Origin of the sequence: Flavobacterium araucananum (genome assembly GCF_002222055.1) — a bacterium.
Classification (GTDB): Bacteria; Bacteroidota; Bacteroidia; order Flavobacteriales; family Flavobacteriaceae; genus Flavobacterium; species Flavobacterium araucananum.
In genome coordinates, this window is the sequence record NZ_MUGS01000051.1 from 43,222 (window position 1) to 61,021 (window position 17,800).

14 protein-coding genes are annotated in these 17,800 nt (G+C 34.4%); 9 read left to right on the forward strand and 5 right to left on the reverse strand.

Annotated elements, in window-relative coordinates:
* Position 1 precedes the first annotated feature (1 nt).
* The 3 genes from porK to topA all read right to left on the reverse strand — a co-directional run bounded on the left by porK (position 2) and on the right by topA (position 5,343).
* The gene (gene porK, locus B0A64_RS19375; protein ID WP_089481141.1) at positions 2-1,408 is read right to left on the reverse strand and encodes a T9SS ring complex lipoprotein PorK/GldK; all 1,407 of its coding nucleotides are present in this window, start codon (positions 1,406-1,408) and stop codon (positions 2-4) included.
* 263 nt (positions 1,409-1,671) lie between these two features.
* A complete protein-coding gene (locus B0A64_RS19380) occupies positions 1,672-2,823 on the reverse strand; it encodes a formimidoylglutamase (RefSeq protein ID WP_089481142.1) in 1,152 nt (383 codons plus the stop codon).
* A gap of 3 nt (positions 2,824-2,826) precedes the next feature.
* Positions 2,827-5,343 carry a type I DNA topoisomerase gene (gene topA / locus B0A64_RS19385; RefSeq protein WP_089481143.1) on the reverse strand — a complete coding sequence of 839 codons (2,517 nt, stop codon included), beginning with the start codon at positions 5,341-5,343 and terminating at the stop codon, positions 2,827-2,829.
* A 424-nt stretch (positions 5,344-5,767) separates the two neighbouring features.
* Here topA and miaB point away from each other — a divergent pair, with 424 nt between their 5' ends.
* The 9 genes from miaB (at position 5,768) to B0A64_RS19430 (ending at position 15,598) form a co-directional block, all read left to right on the forward strand.
* Positions 5,768-7,213: a tRNA (N6-isopentenyl adenosine(37)-C2)-methylthiotransferase MiaB gene (gene miaB, locus B0A64_RS19390; RefSeq protein ID WP_089481144.1), complete on the forward strand. Its 1,446-nt coding sequence runs from the start codon at positions 5,768-5,770 to the stop codon at positions 7,211-7,213.
* Positions 7,214-7,304: 91 nt separating this feature from the next.
* On the forward strand, positions 7,305-7,676 hold the full coding sequence (locus tag B0A64_RS19395) for a GxxExxY protein (protein ID WP_089481145.1): 372 nt from the start codon (positions 7,305-7,307) through the stop codon (positions 7,674-7,676).
* Positions 7,677-7,737: 61 nt separating this feature from the next.
* On the forward strand, positions 7,738-8,994 hold the full coding sequence (locus B0A64_RS19400) for a sigma-54 interaction domain-containing protein (protein WP_089481146.1): 1,257 nt from the start codon (positions 7,738-7,740) through the stop codon (positions 8,992-8,994).
* A gap of 107 nt (positions 8,995-9,101) precedes the next feature.
* Positions 9,102-9,605: an LptE family protein gene (locus B0A64_RS19405; protein WP_089481147.1), complete on the forward strand. Its 504-nt coding sequence runs from the start codon at positions 9,102-9,104 to the stop codon at positions 9,603-9,605.
* A 110-nt stretch (positions 9,606-9,715) separates the two neighbouring features.
* Entirely contained in the window at positions 9,716-11,596 is a 1,881-nt protein-coding gene (locus B0A64_RS19410) for a tetratricopeptide repeat protein (protein WP_089481148.1), read from the forward strand.
* 3 nt (positions 11,597-11,599) lie between these two features.
* Positions 11,600-11,938: a preprotein translocase subunit SecG gene (gene secG / locus B0A64_RS19415; protein WP_041517492.1), complete on the forward strand. Its 339-nt coding sequence runs from the start codon at positions 11,600-11,602 to the stop codon at positions 11,936-11,938.
* Between the two features lie 141 nt (positions 11,939-12,079).
* Complete coding sequence (locus B0A64_RS19420) at positions 12,080-12,355, forward strand: co-chaperone GroES (protein WP_007806577.1); 276 nt, start codon at positions 12,080-12,082, stop codon at positions 12,353-12,355.
* 73 nt (positions 12,356-12,428) lie between these two features.
* Complete coding sequence (gene groL, locus B0A64_RS19425; RefSeq protein WP_089481149.1) at positions 12,429-14,057, forward strand: chaperonin GroEL; 1,629 nt, start codon at positions 12,429-12,431, stop codon at positions 14,055-14,057.
* A gap of 338 nt (positions 14,058-14,395) precedes the next feature.
* On the forward strand, positions 14,396-15,598 hold the full coding sequence (locus tag B0A64_RS19430) for an alkaline phosphatase family protein (RefSeq protein WP_089481150.1): 1,203 nt from the start codon (positions 14,396-14,398) through the stop codon (positions 15,596-15,598).
* A gap of 195 nt (positions 15,599-15,793) precedes the next feature.
* On the opposite strand, the gene B0A64_RS19435 is transcribed toward B0A64_RS19430, so the two are convergent.
* Both B0A64_RS19435 and B0A64_RS19440 read right to left on the reverse strand, forming a co-directional pair.
* Positions 15,794-16,633, reverse strand: a complete 840-nt coding sequence (locus B0A64_RS19435; protein ID WP_089481151.1) for an oxidoreductase — start codon at positions 16,631-16,633, stop codon at positions 15,794-15,796.
* A 91-nt stretch (positions 16,634-16,724) separates the two neighbouring features.
* On the reverse strand, positions 16,725-17,633 hold the full coding sequence (locus B0A64_RS19440; RefSeq protein ID WP_089481152.1) for a helix-turn-helix domain-containing protein: 909 nt from the start codon (positions 17,631-17,633) through the stop codon (positions 16,725-16,727).
* Between the last annotated feature and the right edge of the window lie 167 nt (positions 17,634-17,800).

Sequence of the window (17,800 nt, forward strand, 5' to 3'; positions counted from 1 at the left end):
ATTATAACTTACTTTTCTTTTTTCCGCTTCCTGTTGTTTGAGTTCCCATGTAATCTTGTACAGTTCTGAAACCAATATAACTTCTAGCAGAATCTGCATATTCGTGATCACGAGTACTTACTTGTAGGAAATAAGCAACATCTTTCCAAGATCCTCCACGAACAACTTTTCTTTGGTTGTTTCCATCAATCACGTTTGGATTCATTGTAGAAACATACTCATATGCATTTGGATTATAAGCTGAATCTGTCCACTCTGAAACGTTTCCTGCCATATTATACAATCCGTAACCATTTACTTCGTATGACTTAGCTTCAACTGTATACAAAGCCTCATCTGCAGCATAATCTCCTCTGCTTGGTTTAAAGTTTGCTAAGAAACAACCTCTGTCACTTTTAGTATAAGGACCACCCCAAGGATAAGTAGCTGATTCCAGACCACCTCTTGCAGCATACTCCCATTCTGCCTCTGTTGGCAATCTGAATGCATTTACTAAATCACGTCCTTTTTTCTTAGACTTGATATAGCTGTTTTTATTTAATGTTCTCCAGGCACAAAATGCTTTAGCTTGTTTCCAGGTAACACCAACTACAGGATAATCTCCATAAGCTTTGTGCCAGAAATAATCATTGTGCATTGGCTCATTATAAGAGTAAGCAAAATCTTTGATCCAAACAGTCGTATCAGGATAAACACTAACTTGCTCTGTTTTTACGAAATCTTTTCTTTTTCCTACTTTAGCTTTTGCAGCAGCCTGAATATCCATCCAGGAATAACGGAATTTCAATTTATTTACATCAATTGTTCTTAAACCATTATATGATTCTTCAATTGGCAAATACATAGAATCCATTACTTCAGCATAATACTCATCCGGATATGCTTTTGTATCTTTTACTAACTTAACTTTTTTGTTTAGTTTTCTTCCAGCATAAGGATCATCTTTTGTCCCTACACTATAGTAGTTATCATACATATATTTGTCATAAGCGGTCATTTTGTCCGGCTCTGAATCATTAAATGCATAGTCTGAAATACTACCACCTTTTTTACCTTTATCACCAGTAGGTTTTTGTCCTGTTTCGTCAGCCAAAATAGCCAGACGAACTCTCATTGTAGAATCTTTTACCCACTCTACAAATTGACGGTACTCACTGTTTGTAATCTCTGTTTCATCCATATAAAAGGAACGAACCGTTACTGTTTTAGTCGGAGCATCCTCCACATTAGCTAAATCAGCATCTGATTTACCCATAATAAAAGATCCACCAGGAACCAATGTCATTCCATATGGTTTTTCAGGATGCCATTTCCCTCCTGTAACACCAACTAACTCTCCTTTGTCTCCTGACTTACCACAGCCAATTACCAGTGTTAACATTGCTGCAAATGCAATAAACTTCTTCATATAAATTTGGGATTATCTATTCATTATTATAAGTCCGTAAACGTATTTATTATTTATCTAAAAAACAATACTAGTTGCGAAATTTATTTTACCGTTCAAAAATAATGTTAAATAAAATAAAAAAAAAATATTTGATCGATAAACTAACACAAAAAATCGACGTAAAACGTTAAAATTTATAGTTTATATTTATTTTCTTACTAATATTATTTAACTATTTTTTTGAAATTTTAAAAAATTATGATTTTGGCTAAAATTTTGGGCTATAAAGCATTTTTTCGCTGTGCTTTCCACCACCTTTCTGGCAATTCTTGGTTACAAGCGCTCAAATATTCGTCATATGAACACGGTAATAACGTATTTCTTTTCAATTTATTGTGACCATTTGATTCAGATGGAATTTCGATCCACCAACGATCCGTTTTGTCACTTTTATAGAAAATTAATTCCTCTTCTTCAAGCGGAACAATATATTTTAAATACGTTGCCCGACTACCAAACGGGTATTCTTTTGATCGATAATGATAACCTTCTATAAAATACCACACAATCTGCGCAATAATTCCAGATTCCGGTGTCGTACTATTATGATTAAAAACCCCTAAACAAGAAACTTTATCACTAATTCCGGCATATCTCGCCAATGAGCATATTTCTTTTCCGTTAAAACCATTTGGTTCAAAAGAAACCATATTAGCAGATGCTGATGACTTTATTGAATTTAAATCGATACTTACCAAATCTGCATCTCTAAAAACAGGCTCTGCCAATGCAATTTTATTCGAAATCTCACCCAAACGATACGCATCAAAGAATAATTTCTCGATCAGATCTATCTCTTCCTGCGAATTGTAATAGGTTTGATATCCTATATTACAATAATTAAACAAATTATTAGGCTCGTCTATAATAATTTTAGTAAGGTAAGAATTAGCCGAAACTGTTTCGTTTTCTTTACCAAAATCAAACTTATTATCTACAGCAACCATATTAACCATTTGTTCCAAATCGTCATAAGCACGATATAATGCATAGGTCAAATCCTGCGAACCTCCCAGAACTATAGGAATAACTTTGTTCTTAATTAAGGCAGACGTTACCTTTTTTAAAGCAAAGTAAGTATCCTCTACAGAATCTCCCGGAAGAATATCTCCTAAATCTGCAATAGAAGCATCCCAGTTACCCGGAAACATGCCATATAATTTTTTACGAACTGCATTTAAGTTAACCTCATTAATCACACTGCTATTGCGACGATCTTCTAAAACGCCAATTATTGCAATTGTAATTTTGCTAATATCAGGAAACTGATCCTGAGTATGCAAAACAATTTTACTACCCAATTCCTGCGAAGACAATGAACTAATGAATTTTAAAATTCCGTCATTAACTGGTTCTAGAAAATCAAATTCCATTTATTACTTCTTTTTAGCAGCTGGTTTTTTAGCTGGAGCTTTTTTAGCGGTTGTTGCTTTTTTTGCTGGTGTCTTTTTTGCCGGTGTTTTTTTGGCAATCATTTCCTGAACTTCGGCCAATGTTAATTTTGTTGCATCAACATCTTTACTTAATTCAATTTTGATCTTACCTTTTGTAATAACAGAGCGACCCCAACGAGCTTTCTCAACCAAAATTCCTTCGTCTTCCCAATTGTGAAGCACTTTATCTATATTTTTCTGTAATTTATCTTCAATTAGTTCTTCAACTTCTTGTTGTGACAGATTATCAAAATTGTATTTTTTACTTACATTGATAAAAATACCGTTCCATTTGATAAACGGACCAAAACGTCCTACACCTTTTTGAACACCTTCGCCTTTGTAAACTGCAATTGGTGCATCTGCGATTGCTTTTTCATCAATTAACTCTTCTGCTCTTTCTTTAGAAAGGCTTAACGGATCTTCTCCTTTTGGCAAAGAAATAAAAACACTTCCGTGACGTACATAAGGACCATAACGACCATTACTAACCTCTACTTCTTCTCCTTTATATTCTCCTAAGTTTTTAGGCAATAAAAACAAATTCAATGCTTCTTCAAGCGTAATGTTTCCAATATTCTGATCAGACATTAAACTTGCAAACTTCTTGTCTTCATCATCCGCTTCTCCAATTTGAGCCATTGGACCAAATTTTCCTAAACGAACAGAAACCTGTCTTCCGTCAGCATCCTTACCAAGAATTCTTTCTCCGCTTTCACGTTCTGCATTTGCCTCAACCTCTTTTACATTTGGATGAAATTTATTGTAGAATTCCTGCATCATTACTGCCCAGTCGATATTTCCTTCGGCAATCTCATCAAAATCCTGTTCTACTTTTGCAGTAAAGTTATAATCAAGGATGTTTCCGAAGTTCTTTACTAAGAAATCCGTCACAATTGTGCCAATATCTGTAGGTACTAATTTCCCTTTGTCTGAACCTGTATTTTCTTTAAGCAACTTCTCTCCTACTTTACTTGCTTGCAAAGTAAGTTGTGTATAATTACGTTCCTGTCCTTCAAGAGTTCCTTTTTCAACATAATTTCTGTTGATAATTGTCGAAATAGTTGGTGCATACGTAGACGGACGTCCAATACCTAATTCTTCTAGTTTTTTTACCAACGAAGCTTCCGTATATCTTGCAGGCGGTCTTGAATATCTTTCGGTTGCTATAATATAATTGTTAACTAATTTTTCGTTTACTTTCAAGGCAGGCAACATTCCTTCTTGTTCTTCCTCATCATCATCATGACCTTCTAAATATACTTTCAGGAAACCTTCAAAAAGTAAAACTTCTCCGGAAGCAGTAAAAATTTCGCTGTGATTATTGGCTTCAATTTTTACGTTTGTTCTTTCTAATTGTGCATCACTCATTTGAGATGCCAATGTTCTTTTCCAGATCAAATCATACAAACGAGCCTGATCACGATCTATATTTACAGTATGACGCGACATATCAGTAGGACGAATTGCTTCGTGCGCCTCTTGTGCTCCTTTACTTTTATTGGCAAAAACTCTTGGTTTCGAGAATGCTGCACCGTATGATTTTATAATTTCCGCTTCAGCAGCATCCATAGCATCTTTAGAAAGATTTACACTATCCGTTCTCATATAAGTAATAAGTCCGGCTTCGTATAAACGTTGTGCCAGTTGCATGGTGATCCCAACTGGCAAATACAATTTTCTTGCTGCCTCTTGTTGCAAGGTCGAAGTTGTAAAAGGTGCTGTTGGAGATTTTTTGGTAGGTTTAGTTTCTAAATCGGCTACCTTATATTGTGATCCGATATTTTTATTTAAAAAATCTTCGGCTTCTTTTTTAGTATTGAAGTTCTTTGGTAATTTGGCTTTGAAAGTTTTTCCAGCCTCATTTACAAATTCTGCTACGATTGAGTAAGTCGCAACTGCATTAAAATTCTGAATTTCGCTCTCTCTCTCTACAATTAAACGAACCGAAACGGATTGTACACGACCGGCAGAAAGTCCGCCTTTAATTTTTCTCCATAAAACCGGAGACAACTCATACCCTACTAAACGGTCTAAAACACGACGTGCTTGTTGTGCGTTTACTAAATTATAATCAATTTCTCTTGGGTTTTCGATTGCTTTAAGAATCGCAGACTTTGTAATTTCGTGAAAAACAATTCGCTTGGTTTTTTTTATATCTAGTTTTAGTTCTTCCGCCAGATGCCAGGAAATGGCCTCACCCTCGCGGTCCTCATCACTTGCTAACCAAACCATTTCGGCATTCTTAGATAGTGTTTTCAATTTGCTTACCAAGGCTTTTTTATCTGGAGAAACTTCGTATTTAGGTTTAAAGCCATTCTCTACATCTACTCCTATTTCCTTTGATGGTAAGTCTGCTATATGTCCGTAACTCGACTCTACTTGAAAATCACTTCCCAGAAATTTCTCTATCGTTTTCGCCTTTGCAGGTGACTCCACTATTACTAAATTCTTTGCCATTGCTCTATTTTTCTGCAACAAAAGTATCTATTTTTTTTAAATATTAACCTTGCTAATTCATTTTTGAGGTATTTTAATATTATGTTTCTTAAAATTGCAGATTTATCTGTATTGCTACCTATTATATATATAGGTATAACTTTTAAAGGTTTATGACCCTAAAATGTTCTTTTTTACCACCAGTAGCTCCAGACTAAATTATTAGGAAAAGTATTTTAGATTTTGATTCCGTATTTTACATTGCCATCGAATATCTGCAAAAAGAGTAAATACTTTTTTTATTAAGCATCCCAATAAGCAAAATCTAAAATCAGCAATCCTTAAGCAACACTCTAAAATCTTAACTCTAAATTCTGAAATCTTTTCTCTGCCATCTTGTCACATTGACCGCATTTACATTATCTTTGCACTTTGAAATTATACAATGGAAAAGATTATTGAAGAAAGCAAGCAGGGCGAAAGTCTTGTCTTGGAAAATAAACCTGAGAATACTAAAAAACTTTTTATCGAAAGTTACGGTTGTGCAATGAATTTTTCTGATAGTGAAATCGTAGCTTCAATCTTATCGATAAACGGATACAATACTACCCAAACTCTTGAAGATGCCGATTTAGTTCTTGTAAATACCTGCTCGATTCGAGATAAGGCAGAACAAACTATTCGCAAACGTCTGGAAAAATATAATGCGGTAAAACGTATTAACCCAAAAATGAAAGTGGGCGTTTTGGGCTGTATGGCCGAGCGTTTGAAAAGTCAGTTTTTGGAAGAAGAAAAAATAGTCGATCTTGTTGTTGGACCTGATGCTTACAAAGATTTGCCTAATTTACTGGCAGAAGTAGAAGACGGTCGTGATGCCATAAATGTTGTTTTATCAAAAGAGGAAACATACGGAGATATTTCGCCGGTTCGTTTGATGAGTAATGGGATTACGGCGCTGGTTTCGATAACTCGTGGTTGCGATAATATGTGTACTTTTTGCGTAGTACCATTTACTCGTGGTCGTGAGCGTAGTCGTGAACCTCAAAGTATCATAAAAGAAATTCAGGATTTGTGGGACAAAGGCTTTAAGGAGATTACACTTTTAGGTCAAAACGTAGACAGTTACCTTTGGTACGGTGGTGGTTTGAAAAAAGATTTTGTAAACGCTTCTGATATGCAAAAAGCTACAGCAGTTGATTTTGATCAATTGCTTGAAATGGTTGCTGTTGGTTTTCCTAAAATGCGTATTCGGTTTTCGACTTCTAATCCGCAGGATATGCATGAAAGTGTTTTACATGTTATTGCAAAACATCCTAATATTTGCAAACACATTCACTTACCCGTACAATCCGGAAGTAACAGAATTTTGAAAGAAATGAATCGTTTGCACACTCGTGAAGAATATATGACCCTGATTGATAAAATCAGAACAATTATACCAAATGCTTCGATTTCGCAAGATATGATCGCCGGATTCCCTACAGAAACTGAACAAGATCATCAGGATACAATGAGCTTAATGGAATATGTAAAATATAATTTTGGTTATATGTATTCATATTCTGAGCGTCCGGGAACTTTGGCGGGAAGAAAAATGGAAGATGATGTTGCCGAAGAAACGAAAGCCAGAAGATTGCAGGAAATTGTCGATTTGCAACAAAAACACGCCTGGTTCCGCAGTGAGGAATTCGTGGGACAAATTGTTGAAGTTTTAGTCGAAAAAGTGTCTAAAAAATCAACCGAGGAATTCTCAGGAAGAAACTCACAAAGTATCACAGTAGTTTTCCCGAAAGAAAATTATAAAATTGGAGATTTTGTAAACGTAAAAATCACAAGTTGCACCAGCGGAACTTTAAAAGGTGAAGCGGTAGGGTATTCTGAAATGAATTAGAGTTTTTTTTTGCCACGAATTTCACTAATTTGAACTAATTTTCCTTCAAATACTTTATAAATCGATAAGTTTGCTTTAAAAAAAAGCAATTATGGAATTATATAGAAAAGATGAATATTATAAAATTGTAGGCATTTGTATGGAAATCCACAGAATACTTGGTGGAGGACTTCTTGAAATTGTTTATAAAGATGCATTAGAATATGAATTTAAAAAACATAATATTCCTTTTGAACGTGAAAAAGAATATAACATTCAATACAAAGACATTGTTTTAGCACATAAATTCTATGCTGATTTTGTTATTTACGATGAAATTATTTTAGAAATAAAAGCATCAAAAGACATTGTAGATGAGCATACAGCTCAAACGATTAATTATTTAAAACTATCTAATAGTGATTTGGGAATTATTATTAACTTTAATAAAAAGTCACTACAACATAAAAGAGTTATTCATTAGCCCGATTTAATAAAATTTGTGAAAATTAGTGAAATTCGTGGCAAAAGATTAAGATATATAAATGGAAACAGTTCAAGCAATAAAACAGCGATTTGAAATTATTGGAAATGATCCGAAATTAAATCGCGCCATCGAAAAAGCCATTCAGGTTGCTCCTACTGATATATCAGTAATGGTAACGGGAGAAAGTGGTGTTGGTAAAGAAAATATTCCAAGAATTATTCATTCGCTTTCGCACAGAAAGCATGGTAAATATATTGCTGTAAACTGTGGTGCAATTCCGGAAGGAACCATTGACAGTGAGCTTTTTGGTCACGAAAAAGGCGCTTTTACAGGTGCTACCAGTACGCGTGAAGGTTATTTTGAAGTAGCCGATGGTGGAACTATATTTCTGGATGAAGTGGGCGAATTGCCCTTAACAACCCAGGTTCGCTTGCTTCGTGTGCTTGAAAATGGTGAGTTTATAAAAGTAGGTTCTTCTCAGGTTCAAAAAACCAATGTAAGAATCGTAGCCGCAACAAACGTAAACTTGTTCAATGCCATTGAAAAAGGAAAATTCCGTGAGGATTTATACTATCGTTTAACTACTGTCGAAATTACTTTGCCACCGTTGCGCGAAAGAAACGAAGACATCCATTTATTGTTTAGAAAATTTGTAGCTGATTTTGCGCATAAATACAAAATGCCACCGTTAAAGTTAGACGATGATGCAGTAGTGCTTTTGCAAAAATTCAGATGGAACGGAAACATTCGTCAGTTGCGAAATGTAGCGGAACAAATCTCCGTTCTGGAAACCAATCGTGATATTACACTGGCAACCTTACAATCGTATTTACCTACTGAAGGAACCAATTTACCTTCTGTAATTAGCGATAAGAAAAAAGAAAATGATTTTAGCACTGAAAGAGATATCTTGTACAAAGTGCTTTTTGATATGAAAAGTGATCTGAATGATTTGAAGAAACTTACCTTAGAATTGATGAAAAATGGTACCTCAAAAGTACAGGACATTAATCCTAATTTGATTCAGAAAATATATGGCTCGCAAGAAAACGAAAGCGAAATAGACTTTGAAGAAGAACCAAGAACAGCTGTCATGACGCCAACAACGCGCGAAGACAACTACCAGATGCAAGATGATAATTATTTGTTTGCAGAAACAATCGAAGAGGAAGAAGTTTTGCGTTTAGAACAAAAAGAAATCGAAATGATTAAAAAATCATTAGAAAAAAACAAAGGAAAACGAAAAGCTGCTGCCGACGAATTAGGCATTTCGGAACGTACTTTATATCGAAAAATTAAACAATTTGACCTTTAAATAGAAAAATCCTAATTGCTATATTTGAAAAAAAATGAAGTTTCGATTTCAAAAGACCTGCAATTGTCAGGAATTAGAATTTGAAATTTATTACTACAACTGATTTTATGAAAAAAATATATTCTTTGCTTGCCTTAATGAGCCTCTTTATGTTAAGTGGTTGCTCTGTCTATAACTTTACAGGAACTGGAAAAATTGACGCTAAAACTTTTCAGGTTAACTTTTTTCAGAATAATGCCGATTTGATCGAACCTGGAATTGACAGAACGTTTACATTAGCCTTACAAGATTTAATTCAGAATCAAACCAATCTAAACTTAGTTAGCAATAGTGGCGACTTAGTTTATGAAGGAGAGATTGTAGACTACAGAACAACTCCAATGACGGCAACTGCAGATCAGCAAGCTGCTCAAAACCGATTGACGATTCGTATTAATGTCAGGTTTACAAACAAAAAGAAAGAAACTGATAATTTTGAGAAAACATTCGAATTTTATTATGATTTTCCAGGAACAGGATTACCAACGGGTGCCATTTTAAATACAGCACTTCAGACTATTTTCGAAAGAATCACGCAGGATATTTTTAATGATTCTTTAGCCAAATGGTAGTTTTTTTGTTTAATCGGCAAATCGTTGAGTCGTTCAATCGATAAAAACGATTAAACAAATTTTCGATTAAACAAATAAACAAAAATAACGATTAAACAAAAAAATAAGAAATGAATGTAACTGATTATACCTACTTAATGAATAAACCCGATGCGATTACAGAAAAGCAAGCGGATGCATTAGGAAGTGTTTTGAATGAATTTCCGTATTTTCAAAGTGCGCGGGCATTGCGATTAAAAGGTCTTTACAGTCAAAACAGTTTTAAGTATAATTATGCTCTAAAAGTTACAGCAGCTCACACGGGTGATCGCGCCGTTTTGTTTGATTTTATTACTTCTGAAAGTTTTACTTCTATACAAAACGAATATTACGATCAAAAACTGAAAGATCTTTTAGAAATTAACGTTTTTGACAGCGAAATTGTTTCTATTCAGGACTTCAAAAAAACACCCGAAGTACGAATTGATCCAATTGAACAATCGATTCTGAATTCTATAAGAGAAGCGACAAACGTAACTTTTGAAGAAACGGTAAAAAAAATAGAAGAACCTAAAATTGAAACAATTACGGAGCAATCTATTTTAGATACTTTTAAAGAAGTTACACCAACTACTTTTCAGGAACCTGTAAAAACAGAAGAACCTAAAATTGAAATAATTACAGAGCAATCTATTTTAGATACCTTTAAAGAAGTTACACCAACTACTTTTCAAGAACCTGCAAAAACAGAAGAATCAAAAATCAAATCAATTGCCGAAGAATCTATTTTAAACTCTATTATAGAAGCAACAAATATTGTTTTTGAAGAACCTGCAAAAATTGAAGAACAAAAAATTGAGCCAATTATTGAGTCCTCTATTTTAGATTCTTTTAAAGAAGTTACAACAACTACTTTTGAGGAACCTGTAAAAACTGAAGAACAAAAAATTGAGCCAATTATTGAGTCCTCTATTTTAGATTCTTTTAAAGAAGTTACAACAACAACTTTTGAAGAACCCGTAAAAATCGAGGAACCACAAATTGAGACAATTGCCGATGAACCTGTTTTAGCTCCTGTAGAAGAAATTACACCAGCTGTTTTTGATGAACCTGCAAAAATCGAAGAACAACAGATTGAGGCAATTGCCGAGGAACCTGTTGTAACTCCTGTAGAAGAAATTACACCAGCTGTTCTTGAAGAACCTGCGAAAATTGAAGAGCAACAGATTGAGGCAATTGCCGAGGAACCTGTTGTAACTCCTGTAGAAGAAATTACACCCGCTATTCTTGAAGAACCTGTAAAAATCGAAGAGACAAAAGAGGAGCCAATCGCCGAAGAACGTGTTGTAATTGCTGTTAAAAAAGCAACTTTAGCCTTCTTTGAAGAAATAGTCGACGATGAAATTCCAGAGGTAAGGGTTGATCCTATCGAGCAATCTATATTAAACTCTATAAAAGAAGCCACAACTGTAGTTTTTGAAGAACCAAAAATAAGCGAGGAACCTCAAGAAGTTGAAATTCCGGAAATTGTAAAAGTTGCCGAAGAAAATCTGGAAATAGGAAAACCGTTGGATTTTTCTTTTAATGAAAAACATTCTTTCCAGGAATGGCTGCAATTATCCAGAACAGAACCTATTGACAGAACCGAGGAAGGTCCCGAAGAAGCAAAACAAACAGAACATAACGCTGAACCGGTAGCTGAGATTGAAATCGTTGACGAAGACAAAAAGAAAAAAGCAGAAATAATCGATAAATTTATCGAAACAAACCCAAAAATCTCTCCCATCAAGCAAACTGCGATAATTCCGGCAGTGCAATTTGACCTTAACAAAGAGGACAATTCGTATTTAATGACAGAGACTTTGGCAAGAGTATATTTAGAACAAAAAAAATATACAAAAGCAATACAAGCATATGAAATATTAATTTTGAAATATCCAGAAAAAATTAGTTTCTTTGCAGACCGTATTTCGGATATAAAGATTTTACAACAAAATAACAATAATAATTAAGCAATGAGCACATTTTCAATTTTTTTAGTTTTAATCACAATAGTATGTTTTCTATTGATCGTAGTAATTATGGTTCAAAACCCTAAAGGAGGCGGATTGTCGTCTACTATTAGTGGAACTCAAATGTTAGGTGGAGTACAAAAAACAACAGACTTTTTAGATAAAAGTACCTGGACATTAGCTACTATTTTGATTGCTTTAATCTTGCTTTCAAGCCTAAGCTTTACAGGATCATTAAGTGATACTGATTCTAAAATTATCGAAAAAACTGAAGCTCCTGCAAATACGCCAGCTGCTCCTGTTCAACAAACACCTGCTCCGGCAACTCCAGCAGCGAAATAATAATTTTGAAATAAATATAAAATGCCAGCCTGTCAAAGCTGGCATTTTTTTTAGGAAATAATGTCAGTTTTAAGAGCATGGCACAATTTCTGAAAGTTCTTTGAACATAAAAAAAGTATAAACTATTAATAATATAAAATCATGACTTTAAACATTAAACCGCTTTCAGACCGCGTACTTATTGAGCCTGTTGCAGCTGAGACTAAAACTGCGTCAGGGATTTTTATTCCAGATACTGCCAAAGAAAAACCACAAAAAGGAACTGTTGTTGCAGTAGGAAATGGTTCTAAAGATCACACTATGACCGTAAAAGTTGGCGATACTGTTCTATATGGCAAATATGCAGGAACAGAATTAAAACTTGAAGGAACTGATTATTTGATTATGCGCGAAGATGATATCTTAGCGATTATCTAAAAAAACATAGGTCTCAAGAATTAAGTATCAGGGAAACCTGAAACAACTCAAACTTTAAACAAAAAATAAAAAAATGGCAAAAGATATAAAATTTGATATTGAAGCACGTGACGGATTAAAACGTGGTGTTGATGCATTAGCAAATGCTGTAAAAGTAACTTTAGGACCAAAAGGTCGTAATGTAATTATTGGTAAATCATTTGGTGGACCAACTGTTACTAAAGATGGTGTTTCTGTTGCAAAAGAAATCGAATTAAAAGACCCATTAGAAAACATGGGCGCGCAAATGGTTAAAGAAGTAGCTTCTAAAACTAATGATTTAGCGGGTGACGGAACTACAACGGCTACAGTTTTAGCTCAGGCAATCGTAAAAGAAGGTTTGAAAAACGTTGCTGCAGGTGCAAATCCAATGGACTTGAAACGTGGTATCGATAAAGCTGTTGAAGCTATCGTTGCTGACCTTGCAAAACAAGCTAAAGTTGTTGGAAGTGATTCTGACAAAATCAAACAAATTGCTTCTATCTCTGCAAATAACGACGAAGTGATTGGAAAACTAATCGCTACTGCTTTTGCAAAAGTAGGTAAAGAAGGAGTTATTACTGTTGAAGAAGCTAAAGGAACGGACACTTTTGTAGATGTTGTTGAAGGAATGCAATTCGACAGAGGATATCTTTCTCCTTATTTCGTAACAAATCCAGAAAAAATGGAAGTTGAATTAGACTCTCCATATATCTTATTATACGACAAAAAAGTATCTTCTTTAAAAGAGTTATTACCTGTTTTAGAGCCAGTTGCTCAATCAGGAAAACCATTATTGATTATTGCTGAAGACGTTGACGGAGAAGCTCTTTCGACTCTTGTAGTAAACAAATTAAGAGGTGCTCTTAAAATTGCTGCTGTAAAAGCTCCTGGTTTTGGAGACAGAAGAAAAGCAATGCTAGAAGATATCGCAATCTTAACTGGTGGAACTGTAATTTCTGAAGAAAGAGGTTATACCTTAGAAAACACTACTATCGAAATGTTAGGAACTGCAAAAAGAGTTTCGATCGATAAAGACAACACTACAATTGTAAGTGGTGCAGGTGAAGCTGATATTATCAAAAACAGAGTAAACCAAATTAAAGGTCAGATGGAAGCTACTACCTCTGATTATGATAAAGAAAAATTGCAAGAGCGTTTGGCTAAATTAGCTGGTGGTGTTGCTGTTCTTTATGTTGGTGCTGCATCTGAAGTTGAAATGAAAGAGAAAAAAGACAGAGTTGATGATGCTTTACACGCTACTCGTGCTGCTGTTGAAGAAGGAATTGTTGCTGGTGGTGGTGTTGCTTTATTAAGAGCAAAAGCTGCATTAGCAGGAATTAAAGCTGATAATGCTGACGAAGCAACCGGAATTCAGATTGTTTCTCGTGCTGTTGAATCTCCATTAAGAACTATTGTTGAAAATGCAGGTCTTGAAGGTTCTGTAGTTGTAGCAAAAGTGGGTGAAGGTTCTGGTGATTTTGGTTACAATGCCAAAACTGATGAATATGTAGACATGCTAAAAGCCGGAATTATCGATCCTAAAAAAGTGACTCGTGTAGCGTTAGAAAATGCTGCATCTGTTGCCGGAATGATCCTTACTACAGAATGTGCATTAATTGATATTAAAGAAGAAAACGCTGGCGGAATGCCAATGGGTGGCGGTATGCCGGGAATGATGTAATCGTTCTTAACTTCTTACTTATAAACGCCAGATTTGATCTGGCGTTTTTTTTGCCACAGATTTCACAGATTAAAAAGATTTTTTCGCCACGAATTTCACGAATTATTTTTTCTAATCTTTACGAATATTTTTTTAGTCACAAACTAAAAAGGTTTTCACAGATTAATCTATTTAATCCTTTTAATCCTTTTAATCTGTGGCAAACTCTTCTCATATAAAGCATTCGTGAAAATTCGTGAAATTCGTGGCAAACTTCTTTTATTTAAGATTGTTTAACATTCTCTTTTTCATTAAAAAATCGTTTATAAGTAAATTTGCAGTTCTATTAAAATTGCAAAATGAGAAAATTCACAACTCACCTATTACTTTTTACCTTCTTACTTCTTAGCATTATTTCCTATTCTCAATCTAATAAAGACACCTATGTCGTTCTAGTTTCTATGGATGGATTTCGTTGGGATTATGCCAAACAATTTAATCTCCAGAATCTAAAGAGAATAGCAAAAGAAGGCGTTCATGCAAAATCAATGCGACCGTCTTATCCAAGTAAAACTTTCCCGAATCACTATTCGATTGTAACAGGTCTATATGCTGATCATCACGGGATCATCAATAATGCTTTTTATGATGCCGGGCTAAACGCATTATTCTCGCTATCATTGGATACAAAAAATGATTCAAGATTTTATGGGGAAAATCCAATTTGGAATGTAGCCGAACAACAAGGCGTAAAAGCGGCTTCTTTTTTCTGGCCCGGATCAGATCTGGATAAAAGAAGACCTGGTTATTATAAAAACTATGACAATAAAATTCCATACGAAACCAGAATAGATACAGTCTTACATTGGCTACAGCTTCCTGAAAAACAGCGCCCACATTTAATTACTTTATATTTTGATGAACCAGACCATACAGGCCATGAATTTGGTCCGCTATCTGCGCAAAACAAAAAAATGGTAATCAAAATGGATTCGATTATGGGAGAATTATCCCAAAAACTAGATCACCTGGCTATTGGAAAGCAAATTAATCTGATTATTGTTTCAGATCACGGAATGACTGATATCAGCAATGAAAAAAAAGTAATCATCTTAGATTATCTAAAACCGGAATGGCTGGGCTATAAAGAGGTTATTAACCCTATTATGAGCCTTCAGGCAAAACCGGGCTATCAGGATTCTATTGCAAAAGCTTTAAAAAAAGTACCCCATATCAAGTTCTGGAAATCCGGCGAAGTCCCAAAAAGATTGCATTACGGCACCAACCCAAGAGTTCATGATTTTGTTATTGAAACTCAAAAAGGATATAGTTTAGCCAAGGACAAGAACCAAAATACAAATGGCGGAACACACGGTTATGATAATAGAACAAAAGATATGCAGGCTATTTTTTATGCAAAAGGTCCGGCTTTTAAAGTGGATAAAAAAGTAGGTTCTTTTCAAAATGTTTCGGTTTATCCTTTAATTGCTCATATTCTAGGATTACAAATTGACGAAGTCGATGGAAAATTCAGCGAAGTAAAATCGATGTTGGTGAAGTAATTAGAAAATTTACAAATTTGATAATTAGATAATTATACAACCAGAAAAGGCTTTAGCCGAACTTTAAGTTTGGCTAAAGCCTTTCATAGCTTTGTATTTATTCCTCCAGTTAAAGCTGGAAACTATTCAAATTAGAATTCACTTTAATAATCGAATTTCAAAATTATCTAATAGACACATTATCTCCTTATCTGACTAGAATCCGGTCGAAACAGAAACGGCTTTCCAGTTTTCTAAATCTTTTTGTACACTTTCGATTTTTTGGTTGGCCATATTATAAGCATCTTCTCCCAGAAATAAATGCAACGGAGGATTTTTTTCGTGACTCATTTTGATTAATGCTGTTGCTAATTTTTCAGGATCTCCAGGCTGATTCTGATTGATATCGTCTTTGTGTGCACTTTCAGATTGTCTCACTTCTTTGTAATCTGCAATTAGATTTTGTGGCAATAATAATGAGCTGTCTTTTAAGAAATCAGTCCTGAAATAACCCGGATAAACAATTGTTGCATTGATTCCAAATGGTTTTATTTCTGCCGCTAATGATTCTGTCAAACCTGCAACCGCAAATTTGGTAGAGCAATAAATTCCCCAGCCCGGAAAATTTCCGGAATACCCGCCAACAGACGAAATATTAAAAATTTGGCCAGATTGGTTGGCACGCATATAAGGAATCGTATTTCTGATTACATTTAATAAGCCAAAAACATTTACCTCATAATTTTTTCTCGATTCAGCATCGGTTAATTCCTCCAACGCACCCAGTAATCCATAACCTGCATTGTTTACCAATACATCAATTGTTTTAAAATAACTTACCGCTACTTCAATTGCATTTTTGACACTTTTCTCGTCAACCAAATCCATTTCAAGAGGAAGAAAATTTTCCGATGGATCTCCAAGTACTTTTATTAATGCTTCTTCGCTTCTTGATGTTGCAGCCACTTTGTAACCTTCTGCCAATAATTTTTTAGCTAATTCTAATCCTAGTCCTTTTGAGGCACCTGTGATAAACCAAACTTTGTTATTTTCCATGATTTTAAATTTTTACATTTTAATTACAGGACAAAGGTATTGGCGAAGTACTTCTAAAAAATTAAAGTAATCAAACAAGAAGTTACGAAAATCAAATAATTTCAGTCACACGATATGTTTTAGGGGAAACCTGAGTAGTCTTTTTGAAGAAATTAATAAAATGAGACAATTCTTCGAAACCTAAACACCATGCAATCTCATTAATATTCCAATTGGTTTGTTTGAGTAAAATCATCGCTTCCTGAACAATTCTTTCGGATATAATTTGCGAAGTTGTTTTTCCGGTAGTTTCTTTTAAAGCTTTATTCAAATGATTGACATGTACATTGAGCTGATTTGCAAATTCTGATGGCGATCGAAAATTAATTTGTTGTGAGATTGACTCTATTGGAAACTGACGTTCCAGTAACTCCAGAAACAATGACGAAATCCGGATTGTAGCATTCGATTTACTGTATAATGAAGCAGTTACCGTTTGCGTTTTTAGTGCCAGATGAATAATTTCAAAAACCAGATTCCGAAGCACATCGTATTTAAAAGCATAATCAGAATTGATTTCATCAAACATTTTTAAATACACCTTTTTTAAAACTTCAGCCAATTCTGTTGAAACCGGAACAATAGGATTCCCGCCGGGCTGGAATAAAGGATACTCTTTTAAATTGCCAAACTGACTAAAAAAAGCATCTGTAAAAATGCAGAAAAACCCGGTTTGATTTTCATCAATATGTTCCCAGCTGTACGGAATTTGTGGATTTGCAAAAAACAAAGCCTGATCTTCGATCGAAACAACTTTATCTGCATAATGAACTTTGTTTTTACCAATGATCAAACTTACTTTATAAAAGTCTTTTCGGGTATAAGGCAAAGGATTACAAGTACTACCAATATAATCATCGAGTTTAAAAACATTAAAATGTCCGATTTCTTTTTGCAGATTCTCAGGCATTCCTTTTATTTTTACGGTATAAAAATCTTCGAGGGTTTCTGTTAGTTTCATTTGACAAAGTTACAAAAATCAATCTTTGTTCAATTAGATAATTTGTCAATTAGAAAATGAAATCATTATTGACACAACGCATCTCTAGCAAATATTATAATACCTAATGTGAATATCCCACGCAGGCACACTGCATCTTTATAGAAAATCAGGATTTAACTTATATT